The 16,766-nt window shown below is 68.2% G+C and carries 15 protein-coding genes; 7 read left to right on the forward strand and 8 right to left on the reverse strand.

Annotated elements, in window-relative coordinates; translation table 11 throughout:
* The first annotated feature begins 15 nt into the window (after window positions 1-15).
* Window positions 16-1,533 carry a CoA-acylating methylmalonate-semialdehyde dehydrogenase gene (locus tag Q3A80_RS10155; protein ID WP_446328912.1) on the forward strand — a complete coding sequence of 506 codons (1,518 nt, stop codon included), beginning with the start codon at window positions 16-18 and terminating at the stop codon, window positions 1,531-1,533.
* A 131-nt stretch (window positions 1,534-1,664) separates the two neighbouring features.
* Here the strand turns inward: Q3A80_RS10155 and Q3A80_RS10160 are convergent, their stop codons facing one another.
* The 3 genes from Q3A80_RS10160 to Q3A80_RS10170 all read right to left on the reverse strand — a co-directional run bounded on the left by Q3A80_RS10160 (window position 1,665) and on the right by Q3A80_RS10170 (window position 4,504).
* The gene (locus Q3A80_RS10160) at window positions 1,665-2,039 is read right to left on the reverse strand and encodes a COG4315 family predicted lipoprotein (protein WP_446328913.1); all 375 of its coding nucleotides are present in this window, start codon (window positions 2,037-2,039) and stop codon (window positions 1,665-1,667) included.
* Between the two features lie 474 nt (window positions 2,040-2,513).
* Window positions 2,514-3,446 carry an AEC family transporter gene (locus Q3A80_RS10165; protein WP_446328914.1) on the reverse strand — a complete coding sequence of 311 codons (933 nt, stop codon included), beginning with the start codon at window positions 3,444-3,446 and terminating at the stop codon, window positions 2,514-2,516.
* A 173-nt stretch (window positions 3,447-3,619) separates the two neighbouring features.
* On the reverse strand, window positions 3,620-4,504 hold the full coding sequence (locus Q3A80_RS10170) for a LysR substrate-binding domain-containing protein (protein WP_446328915.1): 885 nt from the start codon (window positions 4,502-4,504) through the stop codon (window positions 3,620-3,622).
* Between the two features lie 386 nt (window positions 4,505-4,890).
* On the opposite strand from Q3A80_RS10170, the gene Q3A80_RS10175 reads away from it, so the two are divergent.
* Window positions 4,891-5,268: a nuclear transport factor 2 family protein gene (locus Q3A80_RS10175; RefSeq protein WP_446328916.1), complete on the forward strand. Its 378-nt coding sequence runs from the start codon at window positions 4,891-4,893 to the stop codon at window positions 5,266-5,268.
* Window positions 5,269-5,292: 24 nt separating this feature from the next.
* Here Q3A80_RS10175 and Q3A80_RS10180 read toward each other — a convergent pair whose 3' ends face one another.
* Entirely contained in the window at window positions 5,293-6,093 is an 801-nt protein-coding gene (locus tag Q3A80_RS10180; RefSeq protein WP_446328917.1) for a helix-turn-helix transcriptional regulator, read from the reverse strand.
* Between the two features lie 131 nt (window positions 6,094-6,224).
* Between Q3A80_RS10180 and Q3A80_RS10185 the strand changes: the two genes are divergently transcribed.
* Window positions 6,225-7,631 (forward strand): APC family permease, encoded by a 1,407-nt coding sequence (locus Q3A80_RS10185; protein ID WP_446328918.1) that lies wholly within the window; start codon window positions 6,225-6,227, stop codon window positions 7,629-7,631.
* A gap of 53 nt (window positions 7,632-7,684) precedes the next feature.
* Window positions 7,685-8,794 carry a DmpA family aminopeptidase gene (locus Q3A80_RS10190; RefSeq protein ID WP_446328919.1) on the forward strand — a complete coding sequence of 370 codons (1,110 nt, stop codon included), beginning with the start codon at window positions 7,685-7,687 and terminating at the stop codon, window positions 8,792-8,794.
* Window positions 8,795-8,932: 138 nt separating this feature from the next.
* Here Q3A80_RS10190 and Q3A80_RS10195 read toward each other — a convergent pair whose 3' ends face one another.
* Together Q3A80_RS10195 and Q3A80_RS10200 are read right to left on the reverse strand one after the other, a co-directional pair.
* On the reverse strand, window positions 8,933-9,145 hold the full coding sequence (locus Q3A80_RS10195) for a hypothetical protein (RefSeq protein ID WP_446328920.1): 213 nt from the start codon (window positions 9,143-9,145) through the stop codon (window positions 8,933-8,935).
* Between the two features lie 167 nt (window positions 9,146-9,312).
* Entirely contained in the window at window positions 9,313-11,496 is a 2,184-nt protein-coding gene (locus tag Q3A80_RS10200; RefSeq protein ID WP_446328921.1) for an FUSC family protein, read from the reverse strand.
* Window positions 11,497-11,685: 189 nt separating this feature from the next.
* Here Q3A80_RS10200 and Q3A80_RS10205 point away from each other — a divergent pair, with 189 nt between their 5' ends.
* The gene (locus Q3A80_RS10205; protein ID WP_446328922.1) at window positions 11,686-12,633 is read left to right on the forward strand and encodes a LysR family transcriptional regulator; all 948 of its coding nucleotides are present in this window, start codon (window positions 11,686-11,688) and stop codon (window positions 12,631-12,633) included.
* Between the two features lie 192 nt (window positions 12,634-12,825).
* Here Q3A80_RS10205 and Q3A80_RS10210 read toward each other — a convergent pair whose 3' ends face one another.
* Together Q3A80_RS10210 and Q3A80_RS10215 are read right to left on the reverse strand one after the other, a co-directional pair.
* Window positions 12,826-13,128 (reverse strand): DUF4148 domain-containing protein, encoded by a 303-nt coding sequence (locus tag Q3A80_RS10210; protein WP_446328923.1) that lies wholly within the window; start codon window positions 13,126-13,128, stop codon window positions 12,826-12,828.
* Between the two features lie 255 nt (window positions 13,129-13,383).
* Complete coding sequence (locus Q3A80_RS10215; RefSeq protein WP_446328924.1) at window positions 13,384-14,526, reverse strand: porin; 1,143 nt, start codon at window positions 14,524-14,526, stop codon at window positions 13,384-13,386.
* 310 nt (window positions 14,527-14,836) lie between these two features.
* On the opposite strand from Q3A80_RS10215, the gene Q3A80_RS10220 reads away from it, so the two are divergent.
* A complete protein-coding gene (locus Q3A80_RS10220) occupies window positions 14,837-15,301 on the forward strand; it encodes a VOC family protein (protein WP_446328925.1) in 465 nt (154 codons plus the stop codon).
* Window positions 15,302-15,379: 78 nt separating this feature from the next.
* On the forward strand, window positions 15,380-16,621 hold the full coding sequence (gene codA, locus Q3A80_RS10225; protein WP_446328926.1) for a cytosine deaminase: 1,242 nt from the start codon (window positions 15,380-15,382) through the stop codon (window positions 16,619-16,621).
* Window positions 16,622-16,766 lie beyond the last annotated feature (145 nt).

A 16,766-nucleotide genomic window follows, 5' to 3' on the forward strand; every position in this document is an offset into this window, starting at 1 on the left:
GAAAGAGCCCGAAACATGAAACACGACAGCAACGTAACCTCCACCGTCGGCCACCTGATCGACGGCAAGCGCGTCGACGGCGGCAGCCGCGTCCAGCCGGTGTTCGATCCGGCGACGGGCGAATCGCACAAGAGCGTCGCGCTCGCCGACAAGCTGACCGTCGAAGCCGCGATCGCCTCGGCGCAGGCCGCGTTCCCCGCATGGCGCAACACGCCGCCGCTGAAGCGCGCCCGCGTGATGAGCCGCTTCAAGACGCTGCTAGAGGAGCATGCAGAAGAACTGTGCGCGCTCATCACTGCCGAGCACGGCAAGGTGCTGGCCGATGCGATGGGCGAACTGCAGCGCGGGATCGAGAACGTCGAATACGCGACATACGTGCCCGAGCTGCTGAAGGGCGAGCACAGCAAGAACGTCGGCCCCGCGATCGATTCGTGGAGCGAGTTCCAGGCGCTCGGCGTCGCCGCCGGCATCACGCCGTTCAACTTCCCGGTGATGGTGCCGCTGTGGATGTGGCCGATGGCGGTTGCATGCGGCAACACGTTCGTGCTGAAGCCGTCCGAGCGCACGCCGTCGTCGACGCTGCGCATGGCCGAGCTCGCGCTCGAGGCCGGACTGCCGCCGGGCGTGCTGAACGTCGTGAACGGCGACAAGGAAGCGGTCGACACGATCCTGACCGATCCGCGCGTGAAGGCCGTGAGCTTCGTCGGCTCGACGCCGATCGCCGAATACATCTACTCGACCGGCTGCGCGCACGGCAAGCGCGTGCAGGCGCTCGGCGGCGCGAAGAATTTCGCGGTCGTGATGCCCGACGCCGACATCGGCAACGCGGTGAACGCGCTGATGGGCGCCGCGTACGGTTCGTGCGGCGAGCGCTGCATGGCGATTCCGCTGGTCGTCGCGATCGGCGACGAAACGGGCGACAAGGTGGTCGAAGGGCTGAAGGCCGAGATCGCGAAGATGAAGGTCGGCCCGGGCAGCGGCGCCGGCGTCGACATGGGGCCGCTCGTCACGAAACAGCATTTCGAGAAGGTGACGAGCTTCGTCGAAGCGGGTGTGGAAGCGGGCGCGACGCTCGTCGTCGACGGCCGCAGCGTGAAGGTCGACGGCCACGACGGCGGCTACTACCTCGGCCCGTGCCTGTTCGACAACGTGAAGCCCGGCATGCCGATCTATCAGCACGAGATCTTCGGGCCGGTGCTCGGCGTGATCCGCCTGAAGTCGCTCGACGACGCGATGGCGCTGATCGACGCGCACGAATACGGCAACGGCACGTGCCTGTTCACGCGCGACGGCGAAGCGGCGCGCTACTTCAGCGACAACATCCAGATCGGCATGGTCGGCATCAACGTGCCGCTGCCGGTGCCGGTCGCGTACCACTCGTTCGGCGGCTGGAAGCGGTCGCTGTTCGGCGACCTGCACGCGTACGGCCCGGATGCGGTGCGTTTCTACACGAAGCGCAAGACGATCACGCAGCGCTGGCCGTCGGCCGGCGTGCGCGAAGGCACGGTGTTCAGCTTCCCGTCGAACCGCTGACGCACGGCCCGGCAGCAGCGCGATCGCTGCAGCCGGCACGCACGCGCACAGGCCCGCCCCGATTCGCGATCGGGGCGGGCTTTTTTACGCGCGCGGCGGGTGTGCCGGCGCGCAACGCGTGGAACGAACGCTTATGGCGCGACCACGTGCCACACGTTCTTGAAGTTGTCGCCGTTGCGGTCGCCCTGTTTCATGTCCTTCGAGAAGAAATACAGCGGCTTGCCCTTGTACGCCCATTGCGGGCTGCCGTCGTCGCGCTTGACGATCGTGTACGGGCCGACCGGGACGTCGGTCGCGCTGGCCTTGTACGGCGGCCACAGAGATTCGCATTGGCCCGTGCAGGCGCTGGTGCCGGCGTTGGGCTTGTCCTTGTCGAACGAATAGACGGTCATCCCGTTCGCGGCGACGAGCGCACCGTTTTCGGCTTTCGTGATCGAGCCTTGTGCCGAGGCCGAAACCGACGCCATGGCGAGTACGGCGGAACTGACGAGCAGCACGGCTTTCATGAGGCCCTCCTGATAGTCCGGTTGGCGGCGCGATCGCATGCACGGCCGGGCGTGCGCACGATCGCGGGGAATGGTGCCGGAACGCGGCGCCGTGGCCGCCGGTGCGAGCGACGCGAAGTCGAATGGCGGCGGAACGACCCGCTTCTTTCACCATAGGCGGTTTTTGGCGGGGCTGCGAGCAGAACCGGGGGCGTATCGGCGATGCGTATGTCTCGTGCAACGACATGGCCATTGCGGGCGGGCGGGGGAATTCGACATCCGTCCCCGAAGTGGTGCGAAGCCGAACATGGGCGTTGCGCGCGATTGGTCAGCGCGACGCCCGCGATCGCGAACGCGCGACTGCAATGTGCGCACGGCGATCGAACGCCGACAGGCGCCGATCCGCGCGACGGTCGAATTCATACGGGTTCGGTCGCGATTGCTGCGGCTGTCGCCGATCCTGTTCTTGTTGAATCGGCGCACCGATGCCGGCCGTCAGCGCAACCCCGGCGCCGACGCGAGCGTGCTCAGCACGACCGGCATCGCGAGCGCTGCGGCAATCGTCTGGAACGCGGTGATGCCGGCCATCAGCGGCGCGTCGCCGCCGAGCTGCCGGGCCATGATGTACGACGAGGACGACGTCGGCAGCGCCTGGAACAGCAGCGCGATGGTCAGCGCGGCATCGCCGAGCCCGAACAGGCGGCCGGCTGCGAGCGTGACGAGCGGCATCGCCATGAACTTGAACGCCGATGCGATGCACATCGGCGGCATCCAGCCGCGCGCCGCATCGAACTTCAGCGCCGCGCCCACGCACAGCAGGCCGAGCGGCATCGACGCGGCGCCGAGCGCGCGCACGGCCGGCTCGACCGCGGCCGGAAACGCGACACCGGCGGCCTGCATCGCGATCCCGAGCGCGCAGCCGACGACGAGCGGATTGGACTCGATCTGGCGCACGAGTGCCCACGCGCCGAGCCGCGTTTCCCCGTAGCGCGCGAAGACCAGCACGCACATCAGGTTCACGGTCGGCACGATTGCCGCGACGCACACGGCCGCGAGCGCGATCCCGTGCGCGCCGAACAGTCCGGCCGCGAGCGCCGTGCCGACATAGTTGTTGAAGCGCACCGCGCCCTGGAACACCGACGTGAAGCCGGCGCCGTCGACCGGCACGAAGCGGCGGACCAGCAGAAGAAGCGCCGCGACGAGCACGGTCGAGCCGACCAGCGCCGCCGCGAGCGGCACGACGGGCAACGCCTGCAACCGCGCATTCGCGAGACCGTCGGCGAACAGCGCGGGCAGCAGCACGTAATAGCAGAGGCGCTCCGCGTGCGGCCAGAACGCATCGGCGATGAAGCCGGTGCGCCGCAGGCCGTGGCCGAACGCGACCAGCAGCGCGACCGGCGCGAGCGCGAGCAGGATCGGACCGATCATCGGCGTGCCTTCGGACGGACGGGGCCGAGCGGGCGGGAGGGCCGGCAGGCGGAACAGCGGAACGAAGCGGGAATCCATCCGGCAGGCGACATGGCGGCACGCAATCGAAAGAGTGACGGTGCCGCCAAGTTAACACGCGGATGCAGCAGGAATAATGGTTAATTATCGGGTCTTCAATGAGAAATTCTCATCGATGACGCGGTGACTTCGGCGGCCAGCGCACGTGCGAAACGCTCGGCCGGCCGCGACCGGTGTTCGAGCAGCACGACCGCGCGGCCCATCTGCGGCTCGCCGAACGGCAAGCGCGTGACGGGCGGCAGTCGCGCGAGCGTCGCGTCGGGCAGCGCGACGACCGCCGCGCCGAGGCCGCGCGCGACCATCCGCGCGATCGTTTCCGCGCTGTCGAGCACCATCTCCTCGCGTACGCGCACGCCGATGCGGCGCAGTTCGGCCGCGATCATCCGGCCGGCCCACGCCTGCGCGTCGAAGCGGATGAACGGCAACGCGTCGAGCAGCGTGCCGGCGTCGCGCTCCGCGTATTGCGGCGGCGCGAGCAGCCAGAAGCGGTCTTCGTACAGCGTGGTCCACGTGAGCTCGGCCGGATGCGGGCGCACCGGGCGCGTCGTGATCGCCGCGTCGAGTTCGCCCGCCGCGACGCGGTTCGCCAGTTCGGCCGACATGCCGGCCGAAACGTGCACGCGCAACGACGGATGCGCGTCGCGCAGCGCGAGCAGCGCATCGGGCAGCGGGCCGGACAGCGCGGTCTGGATCGCGCCGATCCGCAACCGGCCGACGAGTTTCTTCTCGTCGCTGAGCGCATCGGGAATCCGGTCGACCATCGCGAGCACCTGTTCGGCCTGCGCGACGAGGATGTTGCCGGCTTCGGTCAGTACCGGCTGGCGGCGCGAACGGTCGAACAACTGAACGTTGTATTCGCTTTCGAGCGACTTGATCTGCAGGCTCACGGCCGACTGCGTGAGGCCGATCGCTTCGCCGGCGCGCGCGAAGGTCCGGTATCGGGCGATCGCGACCAGCGTTCTGAATGCGCGTAGTGACATGGCGTCGGTGAAGGAGCGGCCGGGAGCGGCACGCGGATTGCTCTCGATGATGCGGGCGGCGGCGTGTCCGCGGCATGCCGGTCGTGCTGCCGGCGACCGCCAGCGCGGATCGGCGCCGCCCGCACGCTGGCGGACATCATGCCCGCGCGTGCGGAAACGGGCAACCGCGGCGTCGGCGCGGCGATGCTGCAGGTCGCGGGGTCGCGCGCGGGGAATAGGCGGGGCGGCCGGTGCGGTTTTCGCGAATCGCATCGGGCCGCGCGTGCGCGCATATCTGCGCACGCGGCCCGGCCGTTCACGCCCGTGCTGCCCGAATTCGTTTCATCGATGCGTCGGTGCGGCGCAGGCCGCTGCGCACACGCCGATACTTCGCGGAGGTAACGACGATGCCTGACGATCCCGGTGACGTAGCGCGTGCGAGCTATCGCGCGTACGTCGACAAGGACCGCGACGCGATCGAAGCGCTGATCGCGCCGGACTTTCATTTCACGAGCCCGCTCGACAACCGGCTCGACCGCGACGCGTATCTGGCGCGCTGCTGGCCGAACAGCTCGATGCTCGCCGGTTTCGAGTTCGTCGACGTGGCGGTGCACGGCGAATACGTGTTCGTCGTGTACGAAGCCGCGACGACCGCCGGCAGGCGCTTCCGGAATGCCGAACGTTTGCGCGTGCGCGACGGGCGAATCGTCGAGGCCGAGGTGTATTTCGGCTGGTACGTGCCGCACCACGCGCCCGATGGCGGATTCATCGAATCGGCTCGCTGACGGCGCTCCCCGGCATCGACACGCCTAGCCGGCCGCATCCTCGCCGAGCGCCTGAATGAATCGCGAAAACAGCTCGGGCTGCGACGAAATCCCGAGCTTCGCGTAAAGATGCCGCCGGTGCACCTTCACCGTTTCCGGTGAAATCGCGAGCCGCTCCGCGATCGCCTTCGACGAATTGCCGCGCAGCACCATTCGCGCGATCGCCATCTCGCGATCGGTCAGCACGCCCGCGCCGAAGCGCGCGAGCGCCCGCTCGACGCGCGCGCCGAGATCGTCGTCGGGCGTCGCGCGCGCGGCATCGCCGACCAGCCGCCAGTGCTGGCGGATCGTCGCGAGCACCCACGGCATCGCGGCCGTCAGCTTGCCGAGCGGCTCGACGTCGAAGCGCGTGGCCGCGCCGAGCGACAGCGACAGCAGCAGGTCGCGGTGCGGACGCAACAGGATCTGGATTTCGTCGTCGCCGACCGCGTCGCGAAAGTAGCTCAGGAAATATTCGCTTTGCCGGAACAGGTCGGGCGCGACTTCCTCGAGCCGGTAGCAGCCGTCGGCGAGCCCGTCGTGCGCGGCCTGCAGAAACGGATCGAGCAGATATAACCCGTTGAGGTAAAGCGGCACCGGCGACGCGCCGTCGGTGCCGCCCGTGTCGTATTCTTCGAGCACGAGCGGCACGCCGTCGCGGCCGATCGCGGTCGCGAGCGCGTTGTCGAACGGCACCATCTCGTTGAGCAGCAGCACCAGGAAGCGCCAGAAGCGCGGCTGGCCCAGATGATCGATCGCGCGGCCGAGCGCGTGATGCATCGCGATTTCGGAGAAGAGTCGATCCATACCACCACCGGAGGGCGTAACACGAAGGGGGAATAGCGGTCCTGAATTTGGCTTCCTAGACTGCCACGCAATGATCCGGGCCCGAGTATGGGCGTTCAAAAAACGGCAGCAAAGGAGCACAGGAGAACGAAATGGCGATGATGTCGGAATCGACGGGCACGCTGCAAGCGACGCCTGCCAGCGAAGACGGGCCGCGCGCACTGTCGCAGACGCTCAGCGTGCGCGACGCGGTGATGATCACCGTGTCGGGCGTGACGCCCGCAAGCTCGATCTTCGTGATCGCGCCGTTCGCGATCCAGCAGGCCGGCAGCGGCGCGGTGCTGTCGTTCGTGCTCGGCGGCGTGCTCGCGCTCGCGTTCGCGCTGTGCTACGCGGAACTCAGCGCCGCGCACCGCAGCGCGGGCGGCGAATACGTGATGGCCAAGCGCGTGTTCGGCACGCTGCCCGGTTACCTGACCTTCGTCACGGTGCTGTCCGTCAGCGTGTTCATTCCGGCCGTGCTCGCGAGCGGCGCCGCGCCGTACCTGAACAATGCGCTCGGCACGCACTTCAGCAACCAGTCGGTCGCGCTGACGATCGTGCTGCTCAGCTACGTGCTCGGGATGCTCAACATCAAGACGAATGCGTGGATCACCGGCGCGTTCCTCGTCGTCGAGATCGGCGTGCTGATGCTGATCGCGGGCCTCGGCTTCGGCTCGCCGCATCGCGGCGTAGACGTGCTGGTCGCGCCGGTCGTCGCGAGCGGTACCGCGCTGGTGCCGGCGACGCTCGCCGCGATCGTGCCCGCGATCGGCACGGCGATCTTCTGCTACAACGGCTTCGGCTCCGCCGCATATCTGGCGGAAGATCTGCGCGGCGGCAACCGCAACGTCGCGAAGGCGGTGATCTATTCGCTGCTGGTGATCCTCGTCGTCGAGCTCGTGCCGCTCACCGCGATCGTGCTCGGCGCGCCGTCGCTGACCGAGCTGACGAAGAGCGCGGATCCGATCGGCTATGTCGTGCGCTCGCTGAGCAACCCGGTGGTGTCGCGCGTGGTCAGCGGCGGGATCTTCCTGTCGGTGTTCAACGCGATCATCGCGATCGTGATCACGATGGGGCGCCTGCTGTACAGCAGCGGCCGGCATGCGCTCTGGTCGCGCACCTGCAACCGCGCATTCTCGACGATCCATCCGCGCTTGGAATCGCCGTGGCTCGCGACGCTTGCGCTGGCGGTGCCGTCGTCGGGGCTGGTGTTCGTATCGAGCCTCGACGAGCTGACCGCGTTCACGGTCGACCTGTTGCTGCTGATCTATCTCGTCGTCGGACTGGCCGCGCTGGCCAGCCGGTTCGTGCGCCGCGACGTCGAACATCATTACCGGATGCCGCTGTGGCCGGTCACGCCGCTCGTCGCGGTCGCAGGCGCCGCGTACACGCTGTACACGACGCTTGCGACCGCGACGAAGCCGACCGACCTGATCATCATCGGCGGGCTGCTGGCGGCCGCGCTCGCGATGTATGCGGTCTGGGCGCGCCACAGCGATGCGTTCCGCGCGCTCTGAACCCGCTAACCCACCGAACCACCGAACCACCGAAAGACTGGAGGAACTGCATCATGCGCACGAGGGATCTCGGCATCCGCATCGGACTCGGCACGCCGGGCCGCTTCAACGCGATCACGGACGTCCCGGGCGTGCGGGTCGGGCATTGCACGCTGAACGTCGAGAACGGCGACGCATCGATCCGCAGCGGCGTCACCGTCATCGAGCCGCGGGCGGGCGCCGCGCACGATTCGCCGTGCTTCGCGGGCGTGCACGTGCTGAACGGCAACGGCGATGCGACGGGGCTCGAATGGATCCGCGAAGCCGGACTGCTGACGACGCCGATCGCCTGTACGAACACGCACAGTGTCGGCGCGGTGCGCGATGCGCTGGTCGCGAACGAGCGCGAAGCGGCGGCCGGCCGCGTGTACTGGTGCATGCCGGTCGTGATGGAAACTTACGACGGCCTGCTCAACGATATCTGGGGGCAGCACGTGAGCGCCGCGCACGTGCTGCGCGCGCTGGCCGCCGCGCAGTCCGGGCCCGTCGCGGAAGGCGGCGTCGGCGGCGGCACGGGGATGATCTGCCACGAGTTCAAGGGCGGTATCGGCACCGCGTCGCGTGTAGTCGCCCAAGACGCCGGCGGCTGGACCGTCGGCGCGCTCGTGCAGGCGAACTACGGCGTGCGCGAGATGCTGCGTGTGGCCGGCTACCCGGTCGGCGAAGTACTGCGGCACGTGTATTCGCCGTTCCGCGCGCCGGACGCACCGGGCGAAGCCGGGATGGGCTCGATCGTCGTCACGATCGCGACCGATGCGCCGCTGCTCCCGCACCAATGCACGCGGCTCGCGCAGCGTGCGAGCGTCGGGCTTGCGCGCGTCGGTGGCGGCACCGAGGATTCGAGCGGCGACATTTTCCTTGCGTTCGCGACCGGCAACGACGGGCTGCCGGCCGCGAACTACGGCAGCAAAGGCGCACCGACGACGGCCGTGAAGATGGTGAACAACGACCATATCTCCGCGCTGTTCGTCGCGGCGGCCGAAGCGGTGGAGGAAGCGATCGTGAACGCGCTGGTGGCGGGGACCGACGTCGAGTCACGCGGCGCGCGGGTCGAGGGGATCGGGCCGGCGCGCTTGCTCGATGCGCTGCGCGAAGTGGGGTGGCGGCCGGGACGCGGCGCCTGAAACGGCATGCGCCGCTTCAATCGAAGCGGCGTGGCAGGCAGTGTCGTTGCGGCGAGCGGCCGGCTCGTCGGGCGCGCACGCATGCGATGCGTGCGATGCGCGCGCGGCGGCGCGGGCCGTGACGACGCGCCGTCATGCTCAGCTGCCGAAGTAGACGTTGCAGAAGCTGACGGGGCCCACGCATGCGTTCGGGTCTTCCTGCGTCGATCGGCTGCGATCGACGCGACCGGCGGCCTGGACGGCTTCGGCGCGGTTCGCCGGTTGCTGCGCGACATCGGCCGGCGCGGGCTGTGCGTGCGCGACAGCGGCGGTGAGCGACAGGGCAACGAGGGCGAGGTGCAGCGGCTTCATTTCGGTTTCTCCTGGGTCGGTGCCAGTCTCGCTGGCAGTGAGGAAACTATAGGCTCGCACTGCTTAAGGATTAAGCGCCGCGGGTGCAGAGCTTATTTCCAATCGGCACAAGGATCACGTTGCGCACGCATCGATTCCCGCCGCCCGCGGGCGATCGGTTCCTGTCGTCAATGACGATGGCGGTTGAACGGTGCGTCCTTGTCGAGCAGCGCGCTGCGGATGAAGTGCAGGCAGCCGACGATGCGCTGCATGCGGTGACGCGCATCGGGCACCGCGTACCACGCGTGCAGCGCATGCTGCGCGGCGCGGATCGCCAGGTTGACCGACTTCAGCGTGCGTGCGTGGTGCACGGGCGTCGGATCGTCGAAGAAGCGCGGCAGCTCGTGCAGCACCGCATCGACCGACGTGGTCCAGCGCAGCGTCTGCGGCGGTCGGGATGCGCAGAATCCGTGCAGTTCGTCGCGCAGGTCGATCACCGCATGGCCGACTTCGAGCGTCGCCAGCATCCAGCGCAGCGCGTCGCGATGCTGGCGCGTGCGCTTGACGAGCAGCGTGCGCAGCTGCGCCATCAGGTCGTGCGTGCTCGACTGGAAGCGTGCGGCGAGGCCGTCGCGTGCGCCGTCGCATGCGAGCGTGACCTGGCGGCGCAGATCGTGCGCGATGCGCGCCGTGAGCCACGGCATGTGGGTCGGAAACACGACTGCGAACACGAGCGCGCACGCCAGCATCGCGACGACGACGGCGAAGCCGTTGTTGACCAGCACTTCGGGCGTATACGCAATCGTGTTGTCGGGGCCGGCCAGCAGGCAGAAGAACACCGCGAAGCCGATCCCGTAGCCGGACAGGCCCGGACGCATCGCGAGAAACGCACCGAGGCCGAGCACCGGGGCGAGCGCCGCGCACAGCAGCGGAAAGCCGTCGATGTTCGGATACACGTAGCACAGGAACACGTAGCCGGCGGCCGTTGCAAACGCGGCGCCGACGGCCATCTGCGCAACGAACTTCGGCGCGCGCGGCGACGTCGAGCTCAGCGCGCACGCGATCGCGGTGGCGATCACGGCGAGCGAGCCGCTCGGCCATTCGGACGCGATCCAGAACGCGCTCATCGCGCCGACGGCGACCAGCGTGCGCAGGAACGCGAAGCCGACGAAGAACGAATTGGTCTTCACCGCGTAGCGCGTGACCGAGCGTTCGAACGCGTGATCGTCGCGGTCGAGCGAGGCGTAGGTATCCGCATAACCGACATACTCGCCGATGAAGCGATACATCAGCTCGATCGCGGTATCGAAATCGAGCAGGCCGCCGGCCGCATGCTCCTCGATCGCGCGGCGCGACGCGCGCGCGGCCTTCGGCAATGCGTCGTGAAAGCGGCGCAGTTCGAGCAGCGCGCCGGTGGTCGACGCGATCCCGCGCTGCCGTTCGTCGCGCAACGCGGTGATCCGTTGCGCGAGCCCGTCGATGTGCGGCGCAAGCGCGTCGAGCACGGCGTCCGACCGGTTGGCGCGCACGCGCCTGACGAGCTGGTGCAGCGCATGCAGCCGCGTGCACGCGTTCATGAATTCGCTGTTCAGCCGTGCGAGCCGGCGGCTGCGCGCGCGAATGTGCGGATCCTCGAACGACGCGAATGCGCGATTGGCTTCGAAGCCGACGATCTCGTCGACGAAATCGGCGAAGCGCCGTTCGAAATCGCCGCGAGCGAGATCGCCCGACAGCGCGCCGGCCGCGAACGCCGGAAACTTCACATGGCGGGCGGTCAACGAGCGCATCAGCGCCTTCGCCGAGCTGAGCGGCAGGATCAGCGCGCTGACCGCGCCCGAGCACGCGATGCCGAGCGCGACTTCCGCGGCGCGCGTGAGCGCGGACTGGAACAGCGTCTGCGGCGTCATCACCGCCGGCAGGCCGATCAGCGCGGCCGTGTAGCCGGCCAGCACGAACCCGTACCAGCGGAAGTGGCGGTTGCGCACTGCGAGCGCGATACACGTGCCGATCCACAGCGTGATGCCGGCCATGTACAGCTCCGGCTGTTGCGCGAACAGCCCGCCGAGCGCGAGCGCGGCGACGAGGCCGGCTGCCGTGCCGAGCACGCGGTAGAAGCTCTTGGCGAACACCATCCCCGACAGCGGCTGCATCAGCACGAACACAGTCGTCATCGCGGTGCGCGGCTGCGACATCTCGAGCCGCATCGCGATGCCCATCGCGAGCAGCGCGGCCAGCACGGTCTTCGCGAGGTGCAGCCAGATCAGCCCGTCGCTCACGGCCCAGTCGCGCGCGGCGCCGCGAAGCGGATCGAGCCAGGTTCTCCATCGTGCCGGTTCGATGGAAGGTCGCTCGATCGCAGGTTGTGGCTTCATGAAAAGAAAGGGCGCGTGCGGTGCCGCGGCGCGTCCGGACGGGTCCGTTCGACTGATGAGGCGCCGATTGTAGGAGTGCGGCGCGCGGGCATTAACGCAGCTGCGGGGAAACGATAGTTGCAGGCCGCGTAACAATCTGCCGCACCCGCTGGAGGAAAATAGCGGCTCCGCTACAGGTGGTTCACAGGAATGGATACCCTACAAAACATGCGGGTGTTTACGCGCGTCGTCGAGACGGGCAGTTTCACCGCGGCCGCGCAATCGCTGAATTCCACGACGGGCGCGATGTCGCGCGCGGTGTCGGAGCTCGAGGCGCGCCTGCGCACCCGTCTGATGAATCGCTCGACGCGCCGCCTCGCGCTGACGTCGGCCGGCGAAAGCTATCTGCGGCGCTGCCGCCAGATCCTCGCCGACGTCGATCGTGCGGAGGAAGAGGCGAGCTGCGCGCACGAGCGGCCGGCCGGCGTGCTGCGCATGCACAGCTTCGCGAGCGTCGGCCATCATTACGTGATGCCCGCGCTGACGCGCTATCACACGCAGTACCCGGACGTGTCGATCGAGCTGTCGCTGTCGCAGCGCATGCCCGACCTGTTCGACGGCACGAGCGACATGGCCGTCGTGACCGCGTCGTCGCTGCCCGATTCGGAACTCGTGTCGCACCTGCTCGGCTCGACCTTCAGCATCCTGTGCGCGTCGCCAGAGTACGTGAAGCGCCACGGTGCGCCCGCGCGTCCGCAGGATCTCGGCGCGCACGCATGCCTGACGCTTTGCACGCCCGCGTTCCCGACGCACGAATGGGTGCTCGAAGGCGCCGACGGCGTCGAGCAGATCCACGTGGCCGGGCCCGTGCAGACCAACACGGCCGAGTCGCTCGCGCTCGCGATCCGCGACGGTATCGGGATCGGCATGCTGCCGCTGTATTCGGCGATCGACGCATTGCAGGACGGCACGCTCGTGCGTGTGCTGCCCGGCCACATCCTGCAGAAGATGAACGTGTATGCGCTGTATCCGTCGCGCCGCTTCGTCGATGCGAAGGTGCGCACGTGGGTCGAGATGCTGCGTGCGCAGGTGCCGGGGATGATCGCGCGCGACGTCGAGACGCTGAACGCGATCGGCCGCGAACCGCAGGCCGCCTGAGCGAATTCCATCCGCGTGCTTCCGCCGCGTCGCGGTCAGCGGTTGCTGAGGCACGCGCAGCTTTGCGGCTGCACGGGCGGCTGTGCCGTGCACGATCGCACGCTGACCGCCGCATCGTCACCAACTGCTTTTCGCGACGGAAACCGCGCCCGCACGACACACGTCATGCGGGCGCGGTCTTGCGCGATGCGTTCACAGCGCGGGCTTCGCGGCGACGCCCGATTCGGTTGCGCCCGCACCGGCCGGGCCGTATGCGGCTTGCGCAGCCTTGTGCTCGGCGAGCCGCTTTGCCGCGAGACGTTCCTGCGCGGCCATCAGATCGTCCGGATAGTTGCCCGCGTCGCCGAGCGACGGGTTGTAGCCGACCGATTCGAGGTCGTACAGCTCCTGCAGCACCTGCGCGCGCGTGACGGGCGACTTGGCGGATTGCGCGAACGACAGCGCCGGTGCGGCAAGCAGGACGGCAGCGGCGGCGGTTGCGACGAGCGATTTCACGATGTTCTCCTGTAGACGGGTGTGAGGCCGGTTCGTCGATCGCTGCGCGATCCGAACCGTCGATGCCAGTCTATGCAGCGCGTGCGGCCGCAAAAACCCCGATTCCAGGCAGGCAGCTTTCCATATGGCACAACATTGATGCGTGCCGACCGTGCCGACCGTGCCGACCGTGCCGACCGTGCCGGCCGAGCCCGTTCTCAGCCAATACGGGCATGGCCGGCGGCCGGCGTGCGGTCGGATCGTGCCTGGCGGCGCTCAGAACCGCGTGCGCATGCCGATCGTGCCGACGATCTGGTTCGCGGTGCTCGATGCGCCGCCCGACGTGTTGATGAACGCCTGGTAGCCGCGGCCCGATGCGTGCTGATACATCGCTTCCGCATACAGGTCGGTACGGCGCGACAGCTTGTACACGGCCTGCAGGTCGACCTGGTGCCACTTCGGATCGGTGCCGTGCTTGCTGTCCGGGTTCGACACGCTGCCGTCCGTATACACGTAGGCCGCGGCGAGGCTGACGGCCGGCGTCACCGCATAGCGCACGTTCACGTCGTAGTTGTTGAACGCGACCTGGCCGGTCGAACCGAACGAACCCGTGTTGTCGTACTGCGAGCGCGTATAGACGAAGCCGACCGTCGCCGGACCGAACACGTAGCTGATGCCGCCGCCATACGTGCGCATGCGGTCCGCGCCGACCGACCAGCCGCCCTGGCTCACGCTCTTCGCTTCGGCCACGTCGGTCGCGCCGGGGCTCGCGCTCGTCGAGCCTTTCGTGCCGTTCATCTGCAGGTAAGCACCGGCCAGCTTCAGCGGGCCGTTCGTGTAGCTCGCGGCGACGCTGTACGCACGGTTGCCGGCGAAGTTCGCCGAGTTCGAGAAGCCGTACAGTGCACCGACCTTGAAGCCGCCGATCGTGTCGCTGGTGTACTTGACCGCGTTGTTGATGCGCACCGAGTGGTTCAGGTTGTCGTTGTCGAACGGATGCGCGAAGCCCGTATCGCCGAAGTCGCCGGACGTCGCGGACAGCGGCGCGACGAAATCGACCATCGTGTCGTACTGGCGGCCGAGCGTCAGCGTGCCGTAGCCGGCGCTGCTCAGGCCGACGTACGCATGCCGGCCGAACAGCTTGCCGTCCTGCCCGAGTGCACCGTTGTTCGCGTTGAAGCCGTTCTCGAGCACGAACAGCGCCTTCAGGCCGCCGCCGAGATCTTCGCTGCCGCGCACGCCGAAACGGCTGCCGTTGATCGTGCCGGACGCCATGCGCCACTGGGCGGCGCCATTCACGTTGTTGGTATATGCGATGCCGGCGTCGATCAGGCCGTACAGCGTGACCGAGCTCTGCGCGTGCGCGAGCGGGGCGAACAGCGCGGCGGCACATGCGCCGGCAACCAGGGTTTTGTTCATGCGGAGACTCCTGCGTGTGGGACTGGGTAACCAAAGTTCGGCGCAAGTGTAGGGGCGCGTGCGGCCGATTCCGTCGGCCCGCGTGCGAGTGCTCCATTGCGACGCGCGCAAGAGTGCGTCACACGGCGTTCACAATCCGGTGCGGCGCCCGAAGGGCGGGCGTTTCGGCGGAGCGCGCGACGCGTGGCGTACGGCCGCCGCGGCCGCCGCGTCGCGCATTGACAACACGCGCGCCGCCGCGGCGGGGAGTTGATCGCCGCCGCGTGCGCGTGGAGAATGGGCGGACCCATGCCGAGACAAGGAGACATCGATGAGCACGCATCACCGTCCGTCCTTCAGTGCCGCGCTGTGCTACCGCGACCCCAAAGCCGCGCTTGCATGGCTCGAACGTGCATTCGGTTTCGCGCGTGCGCTCGTCGTCACCACACCGGAAGGCGACATCGCGCATGCCGAAATGAAATTCGGCGACAGTCTCGTGATGATCGGCGGCACGTGGGCCGACTTCATCGCGTCGCCGCAAGACACCGGCGACCGCAATACCCAGCACGTCCACGTGCATCTGCCCGACGACGCGGACATCGACGCGCATTGCGAACACGCGCGCGCGGCCGGCGCGGAGATCCTGCAGGCGCCGGCCGACGCGTTCTATGGCGATCGCGTGTATCGCGCGCGCGATCCCGGCCGGCATGTATGGACGTTCGGCAAGCACGTGCGCGACGTGACGAACGACGAGATGAGCGCGGCGACCGGGTTGACGATCGAATACTTCGACTGAGCGGGCGCGGCCCGCGTTGCCGACACCGGTTTTCCCCACCACGCGGCGCGCTGGCGCCGCACCCATGCCTGGACCGACATGAACCTCATCAATGCACGCCTGCGCGGCCGCGACGGACTGTTCACGATCGGCATCGACGCCGGCAGGATCGCGCGGATCGATGCGCAAGCCGCGCCGCGCGCGCCCGTCGGTACCGATGATGTCGATGCGGGCGGCCGCCTCGCGATTGCGCCGCTCGTCGAGCCGCATATCCATCTGGACGCCGTGCTGACGGCCGGCGAGCCGGCCTGGAACATGAGCGGCACGCTGTTCGAAGGGATCGAACGGTGGTCCGAGCGCAAGGCGACGATCACGCACGAAGACACGAAGACGCGCGCGCATGCGGCGATCGGCATGCTGCGCGATCACGGGATCCAGCACGTGCGCACGCATGTCGACGTCACCGATCCGACGCTCGCCGCGCTGAAGGCGATGCTCGAAGTGAAGGACGAGGCGCGCGGGCTGATCGACCTGCAGATCGTCGCGTTTCCGCAGGAAGGCATCGAGTCGTTCGACGGCGGGCGCGCGCTGATGGAGCAGGCGATCGAGCTCGGCGCGGACGTCGTCGGCGGCATTCCGCATTTCGAGAACACGCGCGAGCAGGGCGTCAGCTCGATCCGCTTCCTGATGGAATTGGCCGAGCGCACCGGCTGCCTCGTCGACGTGCACTGCGACGAGACCGACGATCCGCATTCGCGCTTTCTCGAAGTGCTCGCGGAAGAAGCGCGCGTGCGCGGCATGGGCGCGCGGGTGACGGCCAGCCATACGACCGCGATGGGCTCGTACGACAACGCGTACTGCTCGAAGCTGTTCCGGCTGCTCAAGCGGGCGGGGCTGAACTTCGTGTCGTGCCCGACCGAGAGCATTCACCTGCAGGGCCGCTTCGACACGTTTCCGAAGCGGCGCGGCGTCACGCGTGTCGCGGAGCTCGACCGCGCGGGCCTGAACGTGTGCTTTGGGCAGGATTCGATCAAGGATCCGTGGTATCCGCTCGGCAACGGCAACATCCTGCTCGTGCTCGATGCCGGCCTGCATATCTGCCACATGATGGGCTACCAGGATCTGCAGCGCTGCCTCGACTTCGTCACCGATCACAGCGCGGCGACGATGCATCTCGGCGACGGTTACGGGATCGCGGCCGGCCGGCCGGCGAATCTGGTCGTGCTCGACGCTGACAGCGACTACGAGGCCGTGCGCCGGCAGGCGAAGGTCACGCTGTCGGTGCGCCACGGGAAAGTAATCATGCGGCGGGAGCCGGAGCGCGTCACGTATCCGGAGTGACGCGGATTCGGTGACGGCGGCATGAGCCGCCGGGTGTCGCCTTATCGGTCGTATGCGAAAAACACATGAGTTGATCGAAAAAATACGTTTGTCTCATGAGAGGCAGGCGCCTACGATGCGGTCCTGACAGCGGCGTGCGCGGTGC

The organism is Burkholderia sp. SR8, from assembly GCF_052851275.1.

Bases quoted from the DNA above. Each gene is read 5' to 3' on its own strand.
- Q3A80_RS10155 (WP_446328912.1), top strand. From the start codon at position 16: ATGAAACACGACAGCAACGTAACCTCCACCGTCGGCCACCTGATCGAC.
- Q3A80_RS10160 (WP_446328913.1), bottom strand. From the start codon at position 2,039: ATGAAAGCCGTGCTGCTCGTCAGTTCCGCCGTACTCGCCATGGCGTCG.
- Q3A80_RS10165 (WP_446328914.1), bottom strand. From the start codon at position 3,446: ATGATCGGTCCGATCCTGCTCGCGCTCGCGCCGGTCGCGCTGCTGGTC.
- Q3A80_RS10170 (WP_446328915.1), bottom strand. From the start codon at position 4,504: ATGTCACTACGCGCATTCAGAACGCTGGTCGCGATCGCCCGATACCGG.
- Q3A80_RS10175 (WP_446328916.1), top strand. From the start codon at position 4,891: ATGCCTGACGATCCCGGTGACGTAGCGCGTGCGAGCTATCGCGCGTAC.
- Q3A80_RS10180 (WP_446328917.1), bottom strand. From the start codon at position 6,093: ATGGATCGACTCTTCTCCGAAATCGCGATGCATCACGCGCTCGGCCGC.
- Q3A80_RS10185 (WP_446328918.1), top strand. From the start codon at position 6,225: ATGGCGATGATGTCGGAATCGACGGGCACGCTGCAAGCGACGCCTGCC.
- Q3A80_RS10190 (WP_446328919.1), top strand. From the start codon at position 7,685: ATGCGCACGAGGGATCTCGGCATCCGCATCGGACTCGGCACGCCGGGC.
- Q3A80_RS10195 (WP_446328920.1), bottom strand. From the start codon at position 9,145: ATGAAGCCGCTGCACCTCGCCCTCGTTGCCCTGTCGCTCACCGCCGCT.
- Q3A80_RS10200 (WP_446328921.1), bottom strand. From the start codon at position 11,496: ATGAAGCCACAACCTGCGATCGAGCGACCTTCCATCGAACCGGCACGA.
- Q3A80_RS10205 (WP_446328922.1), top strand. From the start codon at position 11,686: ATGGATACCCTACAAAACATGCGGGTGTTTACGCGCGTCGTCGAGACG.
- Q3A80_RS10215 (WP_446328924.1), bottom strand. From the start codon at position 14,526: ATGAACAAAACCCTGGTTGCCGGCGCATGTGCCGCCGCGCTGTTCGCC.
- Q3A80_RS10220 (WP_446328925.1), top strand. From the start codon at position 14,837: ATGAGCACGCATCACCGTCCGTCCTTCAGTGCCGCGCTGTGCTACCGC.
- codA (WP_446328926.1), top strand. From the start codon at position 15,380: ATGAACCTCATCAATGCACGCCTGCGCGGCCGCGACGGACTGTTCACG.